The organism is Streptomyces sp. NPDC001544 (assembly GCF_042894285.1).
Lineage (GTDB): Bacteria > Actinomycetota > Actinomycetes > Streptomycetales > Streptomycetaceae > Streptomyces.
Genome location: NZ_JBIAVN010000001.1, coordinates 1,030,071 through 1,047,027 on the forward strand (window position 1 = coordinate 1,030,071; position 16,957 = coordinate 1,047,027).

Below are 16,957 nucleotides of genomic sequence, written 5' to 3' on the forward strand. Positions count from 1 at the left end.
CGGTCAGCGCTTGGGGCCCACGTGGGCGTCCATGAGGGCTACGGAGGCTTTTCGGGCGACGGAGATGTTGAAGGCGTTTCCGCTGCGCGTGCACTGCGTCCACTCGATGCCCAGTTTGTCGAGGGTGTCCGTGTACAGGCGGCGGATGTCCTCCGAGACGTTGGTGAAGAAGCAACGGGGGTATTCGTAGCGCTTTCGCTCGCCCGCGATGACCTTTTCGGTCCAGTTGGTGATGCGGCAGCCGTCCGAGTGGATGAGGCCGCGGATGAATTCCCAGGGGTGGGCGTCGACGATGTCCTGCTGCCAGGGGTCGAGGACGATAAGGCGTTCGTGTTTCTTGCCGGGGCCGTGTTGGGGGAACAGGCGGGGCCAGTGCGGGGAATAGCTGGTCACCGTGGCGCAGCCCTGCCTCTGAAGCGTGTAGACGCCAATGCCGGGGCGCACCTTTGTGATGGTCTCGCGGCACTGCTGCATGAGCCCGGGCCACGCATCGGCGCAGGCGATTCTGAGGTAGTAGCCGCTGCGCGGGTGGGGGCTGATGCACCCGTCGCCGAGATGGAGACCGAGAAGGTAGGCGTAGGCGCAGTCATCGGAGGGCGGCCCGGGATCCGGCGGCGCCATGCGGGGGAGCGGTTCGAGGCGGTCCTGCCACGACCGGATCGCGGCGCGGGAGATGCCGGTCTCTCGGCTCACCGAGTTGAGGCTGCGGCCTTGGGCGACCAACGCGAGGGCTCGCTTGCGTGTGCTGATGTCGTACATGTGGCCACCCTGTGAGAATGGCCGGTGCAACACGCAGCAGACGGTGGATGTTCACGAGAACGTGCCCATCCGCTTAGTAGAGTCAACCTTGAATTCGAAGGAAAAGTGCCCCGGGTGGGATTTGAACCCACGCTGTCGGTGGTTTGAGCACCGTGCCTCTGCCGCTGGGCTACCGGGGCTTCCTGCAAAACAAAGGTTGGCGGTCACCCGCCGTGCTCTACCTTACCGCAGCTAGGTACGCTCTTGTCAGCAGTACCCCCGCCCCTGAACGAGGAGCCCTGCGTGACCGCCCCCGAGTCGCCCCAGCCCGTAGACGTGCCCGATGACGACAAGTCGCACGTGCCTCCGCTGACGACCCGTGTCGTCATCGCCGAGGACGAGGCCCTGATCCGGCTCGATCTGAAGGAGATGCTGGAGGAGGAGGGGTACTCCGTCGTAGGCGAGGCGGGTGACGGCGAGCAGGCCGTGGAGCTGGCCCGTGAGCACAGGCCGGACCTGGTCATCCTGGACGTGAAGATGCCCAAGCTGGACGGCATCTCCGCGGCGGAGAAGATCGCGGAGGAGTCCATCGCGCCGGTGCTGATGCTCACCGCCTTCTCCCAGCGGGACCTGGTGGAGCGGGCCCGGGACGCCGGTGCGATGGCGTATCTGGTCAAGCCGTTCAGCAAGAGCGATGTCGTTCCGGCGATCGAGATGGCCGTCTCGCGGTTCACGGAGCTGAGGCAGCTGGAGAAGGAGGTCGCCGACCTCACGCAGCGTCTGGAGACCCGCAAGCTGGTCGACCGGGCGAAGTCGATCCTCCAGACGGAGTACGGGCTGACGGAGCCGGCGGCGTTCCGTTGGATCCAGAAGACGTCGATGGACCGTCGGATGTCGATGCAGCAGGTCGCGGAGGCGGTCATCGCGGACAGCGAGGAGAAGAAGTCGGCCAAGGGCTGACCGGTCGCCGTAGGAGATGCGGTGAGGCCCGCGCCCCGGAGAATCGGGCGCGGGCCTCGTCGTATATACGCGTGTGCGGGCTGTGTGCCTCGGTCGGGCTAGTCCTCGCCGAGGTAGGCCTTGCGGACGGATTCGTCGTGGAGGAGGTCCTGTCCGCTGCCGGAGAGGACGATCTTGCCGACTTCCATGACGTGGCCGTGGTCGGCCAGGGACAGTGCGGCCTGGGCGTTCTGCTCGATGAGCAGGATGGTGGTGCCGTCGGCCTTGAGTTCCTGGATGGTGGCCATGATCTTCTGCATCATGATCGGGGAGAGGCCCATGGAGGGTTCGTCGAGCATGAGCAGTTTGGGCCGGGACATGAGGGCGCGTCCCATGGCGAGCATCTGCTGTTCGCCGCCGGAGAGGGTGCCCGCGGGCTGTTTCCGTCGTTCCCCGAGGATGGGGAAGAGGTCGTAGGCGCGCTGGATGTCCTTTTCGATGCCGTCCTTGTCGTTGCGGAGGAAGGCGCCGAGGCGGAGGTTGTCCTCGATGGTCATGCGGGGGAAGATGTGCCGGCCTTCGGGGGAGTGGGCCAGTCCCAGCGAGACGATCTTGTGGGCGGGGATCTTGTTCAGGGTTTTGCCGTCGAACTTGATCTGTCCGGCGAGGGGCTGGAGGAGGCCGGAGAGGGTCCGCAGGGTCGTGGTCTTGCCGGCGCCGTTGGTGCCGATGAGGGTGACGACTTCGCCGGCTTCGACCTTGAACGAGATGCCCTTGACGGCTTCGATCTTGCCGTAGGCGACCCTGAGGTCTTCGACCTCGAGCAGTGCGGTCACTTGGCGTCTCCTTCTGCGGTGCTCTGTGCCTCGGCGGCTTCGGCCGCTTCTGCCGCTTCGACCTCGGCGGCCTCCTCCGCGCCGGGTGCGCCTTCGAAGGGTGTGCCGAGGTAGGCGGCGATGACGCGTTCGTCGGCCTGGACGACTTCGGCGGTGTCCTCGACGATCTTCTCGCCCTGGACGAGCACGGCGACGCGGTCGCAGAGGTTCATGATGAACCGGATGTCGTGCTCGATGACGAGGATGGCGGTGCCCTTGTCACGGATGGCGAAGACGAGTTCCTCGGTGGCCCGGGTCTCCTGGGGGTTCATGCCCGCGGTGGGTTCGTCGAGGAGCAACAGGCCGGGTTCGCTGGCGAGGGCGCGGGCGATTTCGAGCTTGCGCTGTTCGCCGTAGGGCAGGTTGCGGGCGAGGTGGTCGGCTTTGCTCGCGAGGCCGGTGAACTCCAGCAGCTCCATGGCGCGTTCGCGGGATTCCGCCTCGGCCTTCTTGAAGCCGGGGAGGCGCAGGAGTGCGGACCAGAGGCCTTCGTTGGTTCTGGTGTGGCGTCCGACGAGGACGTTTTCCAGGACGGTCATGTTGGCGAAGAGCCGGATGTTCTGGAAGGTGCGGGCGATGCCGGCCTGGGTGACGAGGTGGGGTTTGGGTGGCAGGACGGTGCCCTTGTACTTCACTGTGCCGCTGGTGGGGACGTAGAGGCCCGTGAGGCAGTTGAAGAAGGTGGTCTTGCCTGCGCCGTTGGGTCCGATGAGGCCGACGATCTCGCCGCTGTTGACGGTGAGGTCGACGGAGCGTACGGCGGTGAGGCCGCCGAAGCGCATGGTGACGTCGCTGGCGTCGAGGACCGTGGTGGTGGTGGCGGTTGTGGTGGTGGTCATGGCGGTCACGCACCTGCCTTGGCGACGCCGGTGGTCTCTGGCAGTTCCGTGTCGTCGGGTACGTCGAGTTGGCCGGTCTCGTGGAATTCGAGTTGTTTCCTGCGGTCGGCGACGAGGCCTTCCGGGCGGAAGCGCATGAGGAGCATGAGGGCGATGCCGAAGAGGAGGAGCTGGTAGTCGGCCATGAACTGGAGTTTGGCCGGGATGAGGTAGAGGAGGGCGGCGCCGATGAGGGGTCCGCTGATGGTGCCCATGCCGCCGAGGATGACGGCGGCGAGGAGGAAGGCGGAGTTGGGGGGTACGGAGCCGGCGAACTGGTACTGCTCGGGGGTGACGCTGTAGGAGACGTGGGCCTGGACGGTGCCGGCGAAGCCTGCGAGGGAGGCGCCGAGGGCGAAGGCGAGGAGTTTGAGACGGAAGCCGTTGATGCCCATGGCGGTGGCGGCGGTCTCGTCTTCGCGGATGGCGACCCAGGCGCGGCCGATGCGGGATTCCGCGGAGCGGCGGAAGACGGTCACGACGACGGCCGTGAACAGCAGCATCAGCAGGTAGTAGTTGCTGGAGCGGGTGAGTTGGTGGCCGAGGACGTCGTGGGGGATGCCGAGGTTGAAGCCGAAGATCTCCAGGTCCGGGATGTTCGGGATGCCGTTGGAGCCGTTGGTGACGTCGGGGCCGCTGTTCCCGTTGAGGTTGTTCATGGTGATGCGGAAGATCTCACCGAAGCCGAGGGTGACGATGGCGAGGTAGTCGCCGCGCAGCCGCAGGGTCGGGGCGCCGATGACGACGCCGAAGATCAGGGAGGCGAGGGCGCCGGTGAGGACGGCGGCCCAGAACGGGAAGTGGACGCCGATGGTGGACTGGGGGGAGCCGGAGACGAGGGCTGCGGCGTAGGCGCCGACGCCGAGGAAGGCGACGTATCCGAGGTCGAGGAGGCCGGCGAGGCCGACGACGACGTTGAGGCCGAGGGCGACGGTCGCGAAGATGAGGATGTTCGCGCCGATGAGGGCGAACTGGTCGTTGGTCTGGGTGAACGGGTAGCAGATCGCGGCGGCGAAGGCGGCGGCGACGGTGACGTTGCGGTGTTTGGTGGTGAGTGCCGACAGTCGCTTGAGGAGGCCGGCGCGGGTGATGGCGGTGAATCCGAAGCCGGCGATGATGAGGAAGCCGACGAACAGTTCGGAGTAGTCGGTGCCGAGGGCGTAGGCGAAGACGTAGAGGCCGATGCCGAAGCCGGCGACGATGATGAGGATCTCGGCCCAGGAGGGGAGGTCCTTGGCGCGGCGGGGTTCGGGCGCGGTGAGTGAGTGGCGGATCCTGCCCCAGAGTCCTGGGTTGGGGTCGCTTTCGTCGTAGGGCTGGTCGACGGGGAGGCCGAAGGCCGCGATGACGGCGATGAGGGAGCCGATGCCGGAGACCCAGGCGCCGGGTTCGAGGTTGACGAGGCCGCCGAGTTCGTCGCTGATGGCGCCCATGGCGTAGCCGGTGGTGCCGAAGGTGCCGAGGGCGAACAGGATGACGGGGCTGTTGGTGCCGCCGGGGGTGAGCCAGCCGAGTCCTCGGATGCCTCCCCCACTCTCGGCTTCGCTCGAGCGGAGGGACCCCCATCCGCTGAGGGCGAAGAGCAGGGTGAGGATCGACCCGGTGAGGGTGAGGACCTGGAGGCCGCCGGGGTAGCCGGTGACGGTGAGGTCGCCGGGGAATTCGGCGGTCCAGGTCCAGGCGAGGAAGGTGCCGACGAGGGCGACGGCGGAGCCGGCGATGGTGGTGATGCGGGCGACGGCCGGGGGCAGCGGGAGCAAAGGGGTCGCCTGGGTGGGCGAGTTGGTGCTGTCCGGGGTCTCGGTGGGTGTTTTGGTGGTCATGGGTATCACGCCCGATCCGCGACGCGCTCGCCGAGGAGGCCTTGCGGTCGGAAGAGGAGGACGAGGATGAGGAGGACGAAGGCCCAGACGTCCTTCCAGGCGCCGCCGCCGAAGAGGTCCATGCCGGGGATGTCGCCGATGTAGCCGATGGCGAGGGATTCGGCGACGCCGAGGACGAGGCCGCCGAGCATGGCGCCGTAGATGTTGCCGATGCCGCCGAGGACGGCCGCGGTGAAGGCTTTGAGGCCCATGAGGAAGCCCATGCGGAAGCCGACCTGGCCGTTGTGGAGGCCGTAGCCGACCGCGGCGATGGCGGCGAACGCGGCGCCGATGGCGAAGGCCATGACGATGATGCGGTCGGTGTTGATGCCCATGAGTTTGGCGGTGTCCGGGTCCTGGGCGGTGGCCTGCATGCCGCGTCCGGAGCGGGTCTTGGTGACGAAGAGGCCGAGGGCGATCATGCAGAGGGGGGCGGCGATGATGACGAAGAGGTCGCCGCGCTGGATGTTGGCGCCGAGGACGTCGAAGGGGCTGCCGTCGAACTGGGGGAAGGGGCGGTCCTTCTTGGCGTCCGGGTACCACTTCCAGACGATCTGCTGGAGGACGATGGACAGTCCGATGGCGGTGATGAGGGGTGCCAGTCGGGGTGCGTTTCGCAGGGGGCGGTAGGCGAAGCGTTCCGCCGCGGTGGCGACGCCGACGGAGACGATGACGCCGCCGAGGATCATGAGGGGGATGGCGAGGCCCAGGGCGAAGTCCTTGGGCAGCCAGAGCCAGACGGTGAGGGCCCCGAAGCCCCCGACCATGAAGATCTCGCCGTGGGCGAAGTTGATGAGCTGGACGATGCCGTAGACCATCGTGTAGCCGATCGCGATGAGTCCGTACATCGCGCCGAGGATGAGTCCATTGGCCAGCTGTTGCGGCAGTTCGTTCACCGCAGGGCCTCCGTGGAGTGGTTCGGATACGGCGCCGCGCGGGAGCGCTGGTGGGCGCTCCCGCGCGGCCTGATCAATGTGTGCAGTGGTGAGGAACCGGTGTTGTTTCGACCGGTGTTCTTTCCTCGCTCAGCCGATCTTGGGCACCCCGCTGTACTCCGGCGTCCACGCGTTGTTCTTGATCTTGTACGCGGTCATGGTGTGGTTGGTGGTGTCGCCGTACTGGTCGAAGGAGATGGTGCCGGTGACGCCGTCGAACTTGACCTTGCTCATGGCGTCCAGGACCGCCTTGCGGCCGTCGGAGGGGAGCTTGCCGTTGTTGCCTTCGACGGCGAGCTTGACGGCCTCGATGATGGACCAGGTGGCGTCGTAGGTGAGGCCGCCGTAGGCCTCGTAGGCGTCCTTGTAGCCCGCGTTCTTGTAGTTCGCGATGAACGTCTTGGCGGAGGGGAGCTGCTCGACGGGCTTGCCGACGGAGGTGGCGAGGTCGCCTTCGGCCTTCTTGTTGAGCTTGGGGTAGTCGCCGGAGTAGATGCCGTCGCCGCCCATGAGCGGGATGTTCTGGCCGCTGTCCTTGAGCTGCTGGCTCAGGGGGGCGGCGGCCGGGTACTCGCCGCCGTAGTAGAGGGCCTGGGCGCCGGTCTTCTTGACCTTGGCGACGATGGCGTTGAAGTCGCGGTCGTCGGGGTTGACGTGGTCGGCGCCGACGATCTTGCCGCCGAGCTTGGTGAAGTTGGTCTTGAAGGAGGCGGCGAGGCCTGCGCCGTAGGTCTTCTGATCGTCGATCAGGTAGGCCTTCTTGATCTTGGCGCGATTGTAGAGGTAGTCGGCCGCGAAGGCGCCCTGGATCTCGTCCGTGGTGGCGGTGCGGAAGAAGGTCTTGAACTGGCGGACCCGGTTGTTGGTCTTCCAGCCGTCGCCCTGGGTGAGTTCGGTGCCCGTGTTGGCGGGGGAGACCTGGGTGAGGCCGGCGTCGTTGAGCGGCTTCTGCATCTGCTGGGAGACGCTGGAGTTCAGCGGGCCGACGACCCCGAGGACGTCTTTCTCGTTGATGAACTTCTGGGCGTTCTGCTGGCCGACGGAGGGCTGGGCCTGGTCGTCGAGGGCTTCGACCTTGAACTCGACGCCCTTGACGAACTCCTGCTTGTTGGCCGTCTTGGCGGCGAGGTCGGCGGAGTTCTTGATGCCGAGCCCGAGGGCCGAGAGGTCGCCGGTGGTCGGGGCGTCGACACCGATCACGACCGTGGTCTTGTCGCCGCTGCTGCTGCCCTTGTCATCGCGCGACCCACAGGCAGTGAGTGTCAGCGATCCCGCCGCGAGCGCGGCGGTGATGGCGATGATCGAACGTTGACGCACGAATCAGGTCCTTTCCCTGGCGCGCGGCGGCTCCCCGTGGAACGCACCGAGTCCGGCGCCGTGGCCGTGTGGCCGGCTGTGAATTCCATGGCGCGGTGACTGGCCGTGACTCTAAGCGTGTGTGGGGAAAGTGGAGGAGTATCTGACCAAGGCTGTGACGCTCTTGTTATGACACGCCGTAATGCAGAGCGGTGCCGGGTGGGGGGATGCGTGGAATTCCGGCCGATTCGCCCTGTCCGCATGGTGAGAACCTGCAGGACGCGCGGCTGTGTTTTCAGCAGTGTCCGGCTGTTTTGGTAATGACGGATAATTGTTGCCGCGGGCGACCAAGGTGGTGTGCGAGGAGGGGGCCGGCGGTGGGGGGCGCCGGAGTTGACGCGCGTCGCTCTCATTGCGCGCGTATTACGCAGAGTTACGCCGGGGAAAAGGGGTCGGGGATTTGCGGACGCGTTTGCATCCTTGACGGGATCGCCGCTCATCCCCAAGGCCCCTTGCCCGGACCGCCCGTGCGGTACCACTCCCGGCAGCCCTCGCGAGCCTTCTGGTCGACGAGCCGGTCGGCCGCCCGGGCGTCGCCGTGTTCGCGTTCGGTGCGGGCGGCGTCCACGACGTCCCTGAGGATGTCGTACTGGCCGTCGGACAGGCCCATCTCCTGGTAGTCGCCGTTGGTGTCCCCCTTGAGCTGTCTGCGCGACCAGTACGCGACGATCCGCGTGCACAGCTCCTCGGGTGACGTCGTGGCGGGTGAGGGCGGGCCGGTGGCGGTCGCCGGGCTGCTCCGGTCCCCCGCCCGGTCCGCGGTGCCGGAGTCCGCGCATCCGGAGACCAGGGGGCCCGTCAGCAGTGCGAGGGCGAGACCCGACGCGAGTGCCGCCCCCGGCGCGCAGTGCCGTCCCGTAGCCATGCCTCGACGCTAGGCGGCCGGGCATGCGACAGCAACTGCTCGGCGACTGTGGTCTGTTGGAGGCGTGGCCGCGGCCTGTCGGCGGCCGGTCAGTCGGCCGGGCGCACATGGGGCCCGTCGCCGGGCCGCGCGTCCCGGAGCAGGCAGGTCAGCCGCGCGGTGCACACGCGCCGGCCCTCCTCGTCGCTGATCACGATCTCGTACGTCGCCGTTGTCCGGCCCCGGTGCACGGGGGTGGCCACGCCGGTGACGAGGCCGGAGCGCGCCCCGCGGTGGTGGGTGCAGTTCAGGTCGACACCGACCGCGATCTTCGAGCTGCCGCCGTGCAGCATGGAGCCCACCGAGCCGAGGGTCTCGGCCAGTACCGCGGACGCGCCCCCGTGCAGCAGCCCGTACGGCTGGGTGTTGCCCTCCACGGGCATGGTCCCCACGACCCGGTCCGCGGAGGCCTCGGTGATCTGTACGCCCATCCGGGTACCGAGGTGCCCGGCGGAGAACAGGGCCTGGAGGTCGACGCCGAGCGCCGCGTACTCGTCGATGACCTCCTGCGGGAACTTCACGTAACTCTGCTCGCCCATCGGCCCGGCTCCGTTTCGTCGTGAACCTGTCTGTCGGCTGAGCAAACGCTCAGTCGGTCGTCGATTGTTCCAGACGTACGACGACGGACTTGCTGGCCGGGGTGTTGCTGGTGTCCGCGGTGGCGTCCAGCGGGACCAGGACGTTCGTCTCCGGGTAGTAGGCCGCCGCACAGCCCCGCGCCGTCGGGTAGTGCACCACCCGGAACCCGGGCGCCCGCCGCTCCACGCCGTCCTGCCACTCGCTGACCAGGTCGACGTACGCCCCGTCGGCCACGCCCAGCTTGCGTGCGTCCTCCGGGTTGACGAGGACGACCCGGCGGCCGTTCCTGATGCCGCGGTAGCGGTCGTCGAGCCCGTAGATCGTGGTGTTGTACTGGTCGTGCGAGCGCAGGGTCTGCAGCAGCAGCCGGCCCTCGGGCAGCACCGGGTATTCCACCGCGGCGGCCGTGAAGTTCGCCTTGCCCGTCGCCGTCGGGAAGCGGCGCTCGTCGCGCGGCGCGTGCGGCAGGGCGAAGCCGCCGGGGCGGGCCACACGGGTGTTGAAGTCGTCGAAGCCGGGGACCACGCGCGCGATGCGGTCGCGGATGGCGGCGTAGTCCTTCTCGAACTCCTCCCACGGCACCCTGCTGTCCGCACCGAGCACACGGCGCGCGAGACGGCAGACGATCGCCGGCTCGGACAGCAGATGCCGGCTCGCCGGCTCCAGGCGGCCCCGGGAGGCGTGCACCATGCCCATGGAGTCCTCGACCGTGACGAACTGCTCGCCGCCGGCCTGCTCGTCCCGCTCGGTGCGGCCGAGCGTCGGCAGGATCAGGGCACGCGCGCCCGTGACCACGTGGGAGCGGTTGAGCTTCGTCGACACGTGCACGGTCAGCCGGGCCCGGCGCATGGCCGCCTCGGTGACCTCGGTGTCGGGGGAGGCGGAGACGAAGTTGCCGCCCATGGCGAAGAAGACCTTCGCCTCGCCGTCGCGCAGCGCCCGGATGGCGCGGACGACGTCGTAGCCGTGCTCGCGCGGGGGTGCGAAGCCGAACTCCTTCTCCAAGGCGTCCAGGAAGGCCGGGGCGGGCCGTTCGAAGATGCCCATCGTGCGGTCGCCCTGCACATTGGAGTGGCCGCGGACCGGGCACACGCCCGCGCCCGGGCGGCCGATGTTGCCGCGCAGAAGGAGGAAGTTGACCACCTCGCGGATGGTCGGCACGGAGTGCTTGTGCTGGGTGAGGCCCATCGCCCAGCAGACGATGGTCCGCTCGGAGGCCAGGACCATGCCGAGGGCCTTTTCGATCTCCGCGCGCGTGAGGCCGGTCGCGGTGAGCGTCTCCTCCCAGTCGGCGGCGCGAGCGGCCTCGGCGAACTCCTCGTAGCCGTGGGTGTGTTCGCGGACGAAGGCCTCGTCGACGGCGCCCTCCGTCTGCAGGATCAACTTGTTGAGGAGGCGGAAGAGAGCCTGGTCGCCGCCGATGCGGATCTGCAGGAACAGATCGGTGAGCGCGGCCCCCTTGAGCATGCCCTGGGGGGTCTGCGGGTTCTTGAAGCGCTCCAGGCCGGCCTCGGGCAGCGGGTTCACGCTGATGATCCGCGCGCCGTTCGCCTTCGCCTGCTCCAGCGCGGAGAGCATACGGGGGTGGTTGGTGCCGGGGTTCTGGCCGGCGACGATGATCAGGTCGGCCTTGTACAGGTCCTCCAGCAGGACGCTGCCCTTGCCGATGCCGATGGTCTCGTTCAGCGCCGAGCCCGACGACTCGTGGCACATGTTCGAGCAGTCGGGCAGGTTGTTCGTGCCCAGCTCGCGCGCGAAGAGCTGGTACAGGAACGCCGCCTCGTTGCTGGTGCGGCCCGAGGTGTAGAAGACGGCCTCGTCCGGGGAGGTGAGAGCGGTGATCTCCTCGGCGATGATGTCGAAGGCGCGCTCCCAGCTGACCGGCTCGTAGTGCTCCCCGCCCTCGGGGAGGTACATGGGATGGGTGAGCCGGCCCTGCTGGCCGAGCCAGTAGCCGCTGCGCCGGGCGAGATCGGCGACCGGGTGCTCGGCGAAGAACTCCGGGGTGACCCGGCGCAGGGTCGCCTCCTCCGCCACCGCCTTCGCGCCGTTCTCACAGAACTCCGCCTTGTGCCGGTGGTCGGGCTCGGGCCAGGCGCAGCCGGGGCAGTCGAAGCCGTCCTTCTGGTTGACCCGCAGGAGCGTCAGCGCGGTGCGCCTCACACCCATCTGCTGCTGGGCGATGCGCAGAGTGTGCCCGATCGCCGGCAGCCCCGCCGCCGCGTGCTTCGGCCCCTCGACCCGAGGTGCGTCCTGGACCGGATCCCCCGTCGGCGGCTTCGTCGCCATCGCACGCTCCCCTTCGACTCCGTATGTGCCATGCCCGACCGATCCTCGCACGCGGCGCCGACAACGCCTGCGGGCGGGCGGGGGCGGACAGGACCGAGGCCCGGAGAACCGGCCACCCGCTCCTGCCCGTCGCCGGTGGGGCCCCAAAAAGGCTGTCGGGGCGAAGGGGCGCAGCCCCTGGGCGTGGGAGGGGGGGTAAGGGCGGCGGGGGTGAGAACCGATCGGCGTGACTTCCGCCGCGCTCGGGCGGGCCGCCGCCGCGAGCTGGTCGGCCACCAGACCCCGGCAGCCGGCTCCGCGGACCGCGCACCTCCGGGGCCCGGTGGCCGTCGCTCCTGCTCATGGCCCGGCCCTCGCCTCGTTACCGGCCGCGGAGCCTCCCGCCTGCTCCCCGGCCGTCCCCCTCTCCCCGCCCCGGCCAAAGCCAGCGCGGCGCCCGCACTGTCAGTGGGGCGTGGCAGGATCGGGGCGTGGCAGAAACAGCACCGAAGACGACCGACAAGACCTCCGGCGGCACCCGTCCCCGGCTGATGCTCATGGACGGGCACTCGCTGGCCTACCGCGCGTTCTTCGCGCTGCCCGCGGAGAACTTCACGACCGCTACGGGCCAGCCGACGAACGCGATCTACGGCTTCGCGTCGATGCTGGCCAACACCCTGCGTGACGAGGCGCCCACGCACTTCGCGGTGGCGTTCGACGTCTCCCGCAAGACCTGGCGCTCCGAGGAGTTCACGGAGTACAAGGCGAACCGCTCCAAGACCCCGGACGAGTTCAAGGGCCAGGTCGAGCTGATCGGCGAGCTGCTCGACGCGATGCACGCGCAGCGTTTCGCCATAGAGGGGTTCGAGGCCGACGACGTCATCGCGACCCTCGCCACCCAGGCCGAGGCCGACGGCTTCGAGGTGCTGATCGTCACCGGTGACCGCGACTCCTTCCAGCTGGTCTCCGAGCACACGACGGTGCTGTACCCCACGAAGGGCGTCTCGGAGCTCACCCGGTTCACCCCGGAGAAGGTTCTCGAGAAGTACGGGTTGACGCCCGCCCAGTACCCCGACTTCGCGGCGCTGCGCGGCGACCCGTCGGACAACCTGCCCGGCATCCCCGGCGTGGGCGAGAAGACCGCCGCGAAGTGGATCAACCAGTTCGGTTCGTTCGCGGAGCTGGTCGAGCGCGTCGACGAGGTCAAGGGCAAGGCCGGGCAGAACCTCCGCGACCATTTGGAGGCCGTCAAGCTCAACCGCCGGCTGACCGAGCTGGAGCGGCAGGTCGAGCTGCCCAAGGCGGTCGCCGACCTGGAGCGGGCGCCGTACGACCGCAAGGCCGTCGCGATGATCCTGGACACCCTGGAGATCCGCAACCCGTCCCTGCGCGAGCGGCTCTTCGCCGTCGACCCCGGCGCCCAGGAGGCCGAGACCACCCCGATCGCGACGGACGGCGTGCACCTGGACGGCACGGTCCTCGGCACGGGTGAGCTCGCCCCGTGGCTCGCCGAGCACGGCACGGAGCGGCTCGGCGTCGCCACCGTCGACACCTGGGCGCTCGGCACCGGCTCGGTCGCCGAGGTCGCGCTCGCCGCCGCCGACGGAGCGGCCGCCTGGTTCGACCCCGCCGAGCTGGACGAGCACGACGAGAACGCGTTCGCGGCCTGGCTCGCCGACCCGGACCGCCCCAAGGTCCTGCACAACGCCAAGGGCGCCATGCGCGTCTTCGCCGAACACGGCTGGTCCGTCGAGGGCGTGACCATGGACACGGCGCTCGCCGCCTACCTGGTCAAGCCCGGCCGCCGCTCCTTCGACCTGGACGCGCTGTCCCTGGAGTACCTGCACCGCGAGCTGGCCCCCGCCGCGGCGGCCGACGGCCAGCTGGCCTTCGGCGCGGACGACGGCGCGGAGGCCGAGGCCCTGATGATCCAGGCCCGCGCGGTCCTCGACCTGGGCGAGGCCTTCGAGGGCCGGCTCCAGGAGGTCGGCGCGGCGGACCTCCTGCGGGACGTGGAACTGCCCACCTCCGCGCTCCTGGCCCGTATGGAGCGGCACGGCATCGCGGCCGACCGGACCCACCTCGAAGCCATGGAGCAGATGTTCGCCGGCGCGGTGCAGCAGGCGGTGAAGGAGGCGCACGCGGCGGCGGGCCACGAGTTCAACCTGGGCTCGCCCAAGCAGCTCCAGGAAGTCCTCTTCGGCGAGCTGGCCCTGCCGAAGACGAAGAAGACGAAGACCGGCTACACCACGGACGCCGACGCCCTGGCATGGCTGGCCACCCAGACCGACAACGAACTGCCAGTGATCATGCTCCGCCACCGCGAGCAGGCGAAGCTGCGGGTCACGGTGGAGGGCCTGATCAAGACGATCGCGGGTGACGGCCGCATCCACACCACCTTCAACCAGACGGTGGCCGCGACCGGCCGGCTGTCCTCCACGGACCCGAACCTGCAGAACATCCCCGTCCGTACGGACGAGGGCCGGGCGATCCGCCGCGGTTTCGTCGTCGGCGAGGGCTTCGAGTCCCTGATGACCGCGGACTACAGCCAGATCGAACTGCGCGTGATGGCCCACCTGTCGGAGGACGCGGGCCTGATCGAGGCGTTCACCTCGGGTGAGGACCTGCACACCACGGCGGCCTCCCAGGTGTTCGCGGTGGACGCCTCGGCGGTGGACGCGGAGATGCGCCGCAAGATCAAGGCGATGTCGTACGGCCTGGCGTACGGGCTGTCGGCCTTCGGCCTGTCCCAGCAGCTGAACATCGAGGCCGCCGAGGCCCGCGCCCTGATGGACGCCTACTTCGAGCGCTTCGGCGGCGTACGGGACTATCTGCGCCGGGCGGTCGACGAGGCCCGGGCGACCGGCTACACCGCGACCCTCTTCGGGCGCCGCCGCTACCTGCCGGACCTCAACAGCGACAACCGGCAGCGCCGTGAGGCGGCCGAGCGCATGGCCCTGAACGCGCCGATCCAGGGCACGGCGGCGGACATCGTCAAGATCGCCATGCTGAACGTGGACCGGGCGCTGCGCGAGGCGGACGTGAAGTCCCGCATGCTCCTGCAGGTCCACGACGAAATCGTCCTGGAGGTCGCCCCGGGCGAGCGGGAGGCCACCGAGGAGATCGTCCGCCGCGAAATGGCGGGCGCGGTCCAGCTGAGGGCCCCCCTGGACGTCTCGGTCGGCGTCGGCCCGGACTGGGAGTCGGCGGCCCACTAGCCGCTTGCGCAGTGGTTGTCCGTCGCCCCCGCGGGAGACATCCGCAGGGGCGACGAACAACCACGAGGAGCGGATCTCGTCCCGGCTCGGCACCGCGGGTCCCCGTGTCCTCCCTTGTCGTCAGCCCTGACCAGCGCACCTCAGGCAGGTATGCCACCGGTGGGAAGAAGAGGTCGAGCAGAAGTGCCCGCGGTGGTGGGCGCGTTGCTGGTGAAGATCTTCGAAAGCCCCACCCCGGCCAGGTCGATCCACCAGACTTGCTCTCGTTCCCCCACCGAGACAGGGACGGCGGACATGGCGAGAAGCGCACTCCTGGTGATGGACGTCCAGCGGGACGTCGTGGCCGTCGCCGACGACGGTTCCGGATATCTGCAGCGCTTGCGCAGGGCGATCGACGCAGCCCGGGCCGCGGACATCCCCGTGATCTACGTGGTGCTCGGGTTACGGCCGGGCGATCCGGAAGTCAGCCCGCGCAACAAGGTGATGACGAACATCGTGCGGGCCGGCCTGTTCACCGAGGGCGAGCCCGGCACTGAGATCCATGACGACGTCGCGCCCCAGCAGGGCGACGTCGTGGTCACCAAGAGGCGGGGGAGCGCGTTCTCGGGCAGCGACCTCGACCTGGTGCTCAGGGCTCGTGACGTCGACAGCCTCGTGCTCACCGGCATTGCCACCAGCGCGGTGGTGCTGTCCACCCTGTGGCGCGCCATCGACCTGGACTTCGGCCTCACCGTTCTGGCGGATGCCTGTCTCGACACCGACCCCGAAGTGCACAGGATGCTCACCGAAAAACTGTTCCCGCAATGGGCGGACGTCGTCACCGTCGAGGACTGGATCAAGGCAATCACTCCGTGACAGCGGGAGGCCGGCCGGGCGCGCACCTGCGCGACAAGCCGGCATCGCCCCCCGCAGGACGGGCGAATCGGCCGGCAGCGTTCCGTGCTGCCGTCCAGACCGGGCTTCCGGCGCCCCGGGTGGCGTCGACCCGATTCCCAGCCCCGCAGGGACGCGTCACCCATGTGGCCCCCGCCGGAACGCCGTCCCCGCCCCCCCGCCCGTCAAGATGCGGTCATGGGTATACGCACGCCCCACCGCCGGACGGCCCCCACGCGACCCCCGAGCCGGCCTGGTGCCGCCGCGGCCCCGGACCGGCCGTACCCGCCGGTTCCGGCCTTCTCGGCCGAGGCGAGCACCGCCCGCATCCCCGCCGACCCGGTCAGGGCCGTCCGCAGGACCACGGCGGCCCTCGGACGCGGCCTCACCGGCCGGCTCTCCCGGGCGGGAAGAGCCGCCGCCGACCTGAGCCGCGGCTACCTGGCCCTGCTCCTCGCGCGACTGACGGAAATCCGCCCCGTGCGCACCATGACCGTCTTCGTGGCTTCCCTCACCGCGCGACCGATCCGGTCCGCCGCACACCGGCCCCGCCGGGACCGGCGGCAGTCCGGGCCGGGCGCCACACCCTGACCGCCACGGCATACAGCAACATCCCCGCCGCCAGCCCCGCGCCCAGCCCGAAGCACAGCGTAGGCACCAACTGCCAGGGCTTGGTGTCGGAACCCCGGTACGCCCACCACCGCACCGCCCGCTGCACGGCCGCGGCGACCGAGCAGCCGCCGATCGCCGCGGCCGCGCACCAGCGGTCCCGCACCGACAACAGCGCGACCCCGGCCGGCGCGCCCTCGGAAGCCCGGCCCACCGCACGCCCCACCCACGCCGCGATCACGAGAGCGGCGACGAGCGAACTGCCGTACTGGAGGCACTGGTACAGCGGCACCCCCGCCAGTGAGCGGGCGAGAACAGGGAAGAGCCGCACGCCCCACCGGTCGTGGTGGGTGAACGCGTCCCACACGACGTGTGTCAACGCGCCGAGCACCGCGGAGACGTACCACCAGGCGGCGGAAGCGGGCCGTACACGCGCGCGAGGCGCCCCGCACCGCAGCAGCGCCGCCCACCGTCCCTGGCGGCCCCGCGGGAGCAGCGCCACCAGCGGTTCGCGCAGCAGCAGCCACAGCCCCACCAGGGCCCAGGCCACCGGCACGTCGACGGTGAGCACACCGGCGAAGGAGTGCGTGACGTTTCCGAACCGCATCGCCCCGGGCAGGACACCCGCCGCGTAGTAGGTCATGTCGGGAGAGAACGAACCCGCCACCAGCGCCGCCGGTACCAGCCGGCCCCGGCCTGACCCGTCCCCCCGGACAGCGGGCAGCACGGCCGCCGCATGGCTGAGAGTGAACGGCAACTCGGCCCCCCAGGTCGGACATTACCGGGCGGTTCACCCGGTGATCGTGCCGCCAAGTATGCGGGAGAGCACCCCGGGCCAACGGCACATGGCCAACCGGTGAAAACCGGGCACGACCGGGTGCCCCCTGAAAGGAAGTTGTCGTAGGGTCACCTGGGTCACCGTG

General features: G+C 69.5%; 13 protein-coding genes and 1 tRNA gene. 3 read left to right on the plus strand and 11 right to left on the minus strand.

Annotated features, from left to right (window positions below; genetic code table 11):
• Positions 1 to 3: 3 nt before the first annotated feature.
• Both ACFY0F_RS04710 and ACFY0F_RS04715 read right to left on the minus strand, forming a co-directional pair.
• On the minus strand, positions 4 to 759 hold the full coding sequence (locus ACFY0F_RS04710) for a helix-turn-helix domain-containing protein (RefSeq protein WP_388788812.1): 756 nt from the start codon (positions 757 to 759) through the stop codon (positions 4 to 6).
• Between the two features lie 106 nt (positions 760 to 865).
• A tRNA-Leu gene (locus ACFY0F_RS04715) sits at positions 866 to 938 on the minus strand.
• A 103-nt stretch (positions 939 to 1,041) separates the two neighbouring features.
• On the opposite strand from ACFY0F_RS04715, the gene ACFY0F_RS04720 reads away from it, so the two are divergent.
• On the plus strand, positions 1,042 to 1,698 hold the full coding sequence (locus tag ACFY0F_RS04720; protein ID WP_388788815.1) for an ANTAR domain-containing response regulator: 657 nt from the start codon (positions 1,042 to 1,044) through the stop codon (positions 1,696 to 1,698).
• Positions 1,699 to 1,796: 98 nt separating this feature from the next.
• Here the strand turns inward: ACFY0F_RS04720 and ACFY0F_RS04725 are convergent, their stop codons facing one another.
• The 8 genes from ACFY0F_RS04725 to ACFY0F_RS04760 form a co-directional block, all read right to left on the minus strand.
• On the minus strand, positions 1,797 to 2,513 hold the full coding sequence (locus tag ACFY0F_RS04725; protein ID WP_388788818.1) for an ABC transporter ATP-binding protein: 717 nt from the start codon (positions 2,511 to 2,513) through the stop codon (positions 1,797 to 1,799).
• Complete coding sequence (locus ACFY0F_RS04730; RefSeq protein ID WP_388788821.1) at positions 2,510 to 3,400, minus strand: ABC transporter ATP-binding protein; 891 nt, start codon at positions 3,398 to 3,400, stop codon at positions 2,510 to 2,512. Before ACFY0F_RS04730 ends, ACFY0F_RS04725 begins: the two co-directional genes overlap by 4 nt.
• A complete protein-coding gene (locus tag ACFY0F_RS04735; RefSeq protein WP_388788824.1) occupies positions 3,397 to 5,253 on the minus strand; it encodes a branched-chain amino acid ABC transporter permease in 1,857 nt (618 codons plus the stop codon). Before ACFY0F_RS04735 ends, ACFY0F_RS04730 begins: the two co-directional genes overlap by 4 nt.
• A 5-nt stretch (positions 5,254 to 5,258) precedes the next feature.
• Positions 5,259 to 6,188: a branched-chain amino acid ABC transporter permease gene (locus ACFY0F_RS04740; protein ID WP_388788826.1), complete on the minus strand. Its 930-nt coding sequence runs from the start codon at positions 6,186 to 6,188 to the stop codon at positions 5,259 to 5,261.
• A gap of 129 nt (positions 6,189 to 6,317) precedes the next feature.
• Positions 6,318 to 7,544, minus strand: coding sequence for a branched-chain amino acid ABC transporter substrate-binding protein (locus ACFY0F_RS04745; RefSeq protein ID WP_388788828.1), 1,227 nt, complete (start codon positions 7,542 to 7,544; stop codon positions 6,318 to 6,320).
• 475 nt (positions 7,545 to 8,019) lie between these two features.
• Positions 8,020 to 8,448, minus strand: a complete 429-nt coding sequence (locus tag ACFY0F_RS04750; RefSeq protein WP_388788831.1) for a hypothetical protein — start codon at positions 8,446 to 8,448, stop codon at positions 8,020 to 8,022.
• 89 nt (positions 8,449 to 8,537) lie between these two features.
• A complete protein-coding gene (locus tag ACFY0F_RS04755) occupies positions 8,538 to 9,026 on the minus strand; it encodes a PaaI family thioesterase (protein ID WP_388788834.1) in 489 nt (162 codons plus the stop codon).
• Positions 9,027 to 9,075: 49 nt separating this feature from the next.
• Positions 9,076 to 11,355 carry an FdhF/YdeP family oxidoreductase gene (locus ACFY0F_RS04760; RefSeq protein ID WP_388788837.1) on the minus strand — a complete coding sequence of 760 codons (2,280 nt, stop codon included), beginning with the start codon at positions 11,353 to 11,355 and terminating at the stop codon, positions 9,076 to 9,078.
• A gap of 470 nt (positions 11,356 to 11,825) precedes the next feature.
• Between ACFY0F_RS04760 and polA the strand changes: the two genes are divergently transcribed.
• Together polA and ACFY0F_RS04770 are read left to right on the plus strand one after the other, a co-directional pair.
• On the plus strand, positions 11,826 to 14,552 hold the full coding sequence (gene polA / locus ACFY0F_RS04765) for a DNA polymerase I (protein WP_388788840.1): 2,727 nt from the start codon (positions 11,826 to 11,828) through the stop codon (positions 14,550 to 14,552).
• A 294-nt stretch (positions 14,553 to 14,846) separates the two neighbouring features.
• Entirely contained in the window at positions 14,847 to 15,407 is a 561-nt protein-coding gene (locus ACFY0F_RS04770; RefSeq protein ID WP_388789201.1) for a cysteine hydrolase family protein, read from the plus strand.
• Between the two features lie 529 nt (positions 15,408 to 15,936).
• On the opposite strand, the gene ACFY0F_RS04775 is transcribed toward ACFY0F_RS04770, so the two are convergent.
• A complete protein-coding gene (locus ACFY0F_RS04775) occupies positions 15,937 to 16,791 on the minus strand; it encodes a DUF4184 family protein (RefSeq protein WP_388788842.1) in 855 nt (284 codons plus the stop codon).
• Positions 16,792 to 16,957: the final 166 nt, after the last annotated feature.